The sequence below is a fragment of the Longimicrobiales bacterium genome, from assembly GCA_035764935.1.
Taxonomy (GTDB): Bacteria; Gemmatimonadota; Gemmatimonadetes; order Longimicrobiales; family RSA9; genus DASTYK01.
In genome coordinates, this window is the sequence record DASTYK010000152.1 from 1 (window position 1) to 2279 (window position 2279).

General features: G+C 66.1%; 3 protein-coding genes. 2 read left to right on the forward strand and 1 reads right to left on the reverse strand.

Going from position 1 to position 2279, the window contains the following annotated elements; genetic code table 11:
• A partial coding sequence (locus VFU06_12960; GenBank protein HEU5210297.1) for an AraC family transcriptional regulator occupies nucleotides 1–928 on the reverse strand: 928 nt, incomplete at its 3' end.
• A gap of 164 nt (nucleotides 929–1092) precedes the next feature.
• Here VFU06_12960 and VFU06_12965 point away from each other — a divergent pair.
• Both VFU06_12965 and VFU06_12970 read left to right on the forward strand, forming a co-directional pair.
• Nucleotides 1093–1554, forward strand: a complete 462-nt coding sequence (locus tag VFU06_12965) for a DUF6069 family protein (protein ID HEU5210298.1) — start codon at nucleotides 1093–1095, stop codon at nucleotides 1552–1554.
• 401 nt (nucleotides 1555–1955) lie between these two features.
• On the forward strand, nucleotides 1956–2279 hold a 324-nt coding region (locus VFU06_12970), incomplete at its 3' end, for an aldo/keto reductase (GenBank protein HEU5210299.1).

Here is a 2279-nt window from a genome sequence, read left to right on the forward strand (position 1 = left end):
GTCCGCCGGCACGGCGTGCCGCCCCAGGCGACATGCCACGCTCTCGGCGGAAGGCGTGCGCGAAGGCATACTCTGAGCTGTATCCCACCCGCTGAGCGATCGCGCGCATGGATTGATCCGTGTCGGTGAGCAGGGCGGCGGCGAGATTCATCCGCCACCACGTGATGTAGGCCATGGGCGGATCGCCGATCAGTTCATGGAATCGACGAGCGAAGGCCGTGCGGGACAAAGCCGCATACTGAGCGAGCTCCGCGACCGTCCAGGGGTGACCGGGGTCGTCGTGGAACGCGTCGAGAGCGGAGCGGAGTCCTGTCTCTCGGATCGCTGCGACCCACGAATGCGCGCCGTCCGGCAGGACACGCTCATCGTGGCACGCGCGGAGGATGTGGATGAACAACACGTCGAGGAGTGCGGCGATCAGGTGATCCGTGCCCGGCCCAGGCCGGTCGAGTTCCATCGCGAGCAGTTCCACCGCATCCCGGAGCGGCTCGCCGCGATCGAACGGCGCGCGCAAGATCACCACGGGCGGGAGCTGGGCAAGCAATGGGTGAATGAATCGCAGGTCGAGTTCATATGCGCCGCAGAGCGTGACCGTCTGTTCCCCCGGCAGCCCATGGTCGGAATCCGCCGGCATCTGAGCTGCGCCATTGCCGGCTACTTGGCCCGGTTCGCACGCCTCAGCGAGCTCGGCATCGATCCGATCGGCGAGCGCGTGCTCGACTCCGCTGGGGAGGAACAGAACGTCTCCTACCTGCAGCCGCACCGGATCCTCGCCATCACGAATCAGCCAGCACGTCCCGCGAAGGATGACCTGGAATCCGGCCGAGCCGTCGACCGCGGCAAAACGCTGACCCCATGGCGCGGTCCAGGTGACGCGCTGAGATCGCGGTCGTCCTCGACGGAGGACCGCGACGACCTCACTCATCATGTCCACGAACTGATCTTATAGGGTGAGGGCGCTATCGAGGACGATCACGCATGAAATCGATCGTTACACGCATTGTTCGTGCTTCAAATGAAACATAGCGTGAACATTGTCCGTGCCGAGCCTCGCCGCGGCCTCGAACGTCAGGAGACCTTATGCCCACTGAGATGCAACTCACGCAAGCCAGCAGGCGGCGCACGTCGCTCGCCACATTGACAGCAAACTGGCGCCCGCGCTTGCTCGGCGCCGTCATCGCGATGCTGGCCTGCGTGCTCATCTGGCTTGCGGGAGGCGTGGCGGGCGCCTCGTTCGTGGTCTCCTTCGGAGCCGAGGAGCCGCCGATGGAGGTTACGCTCGGAGCGGTCATCGGTTCCGTGCTGGCGGCTGCCGTCGCGGGATGGGTGCTGCGCATCGCACTCGAACTCCTGACGACGCGTGCCAGAACCATCTGGACGGCAGTTGCGCTCACGGCGGCGGCGGTCTCACTGCTGCCGGCATTCGCCTACGAAGCGGATGTCGAGACCACAGTGTCATTGACCTTCATGCACATCGCTGCCGCAGCGGCGATCATCCCATTCTTCCGCCGCCGGGGCAGCTTCGCAGCAGGAAAGACTCACACGGAGCACTGAACGCCCGACCAGTGCGCGTGCGCCGTGACGCGCGTACGCACAGACACGCCCTGCTCCCAGGATTCGCTTCCAATGATGCGATGAGGTGCGCTGGCGGCGAGAGCTTCGCCCTGGCGACGGGCCTCGGCGAGATCCTCAACCTGCTCACCGACCTCGGCGACCTCTGCAACCAGTGCGAACGCACGAGCCTGCCGCCACCGCACAAACGAATCTGCCCCGCCATCAGGCGGGGCAGATTTCGACGTTCTCAACGTTTGTGGACCATGGTCCAGCCCATGCAATAGAGGCATGACACACACCCTCGGACACCTCCCCGTGCCGCCGCTCGCGGTGGGCACGATGTACTTCGGCACCACCGTCGCACCGGATGCGGCGTTCGCGGTGCTCGACGCCGCGGCGCGGTGACTCTCGCGACGAAGGTCGGCGCGCGCCCCGCCCCAGGCTCCTACGACCTGAAGGATACACTCGGGCTGAGCCTGTCGTCGGTCCGCGCGCAGCTGACCGACAGTCTGCGTCGACTCGGTACCGGCCACGTCGAAGTGCTGTACGCCCACATCGACGATCCCGCTACTCCGCTCGAGGACACCGTCTCGGCGATGAGCGACCTTGTCGACGAGGGCCTTGTCGGACAGATCGCGGCGAGCAACCTACCCGCGCCGCGACTGACCCAGGCCCTGACCGCGCCGGCTCGGCACCGGTACACGGCGTTGCAGCAACGGTTCTCG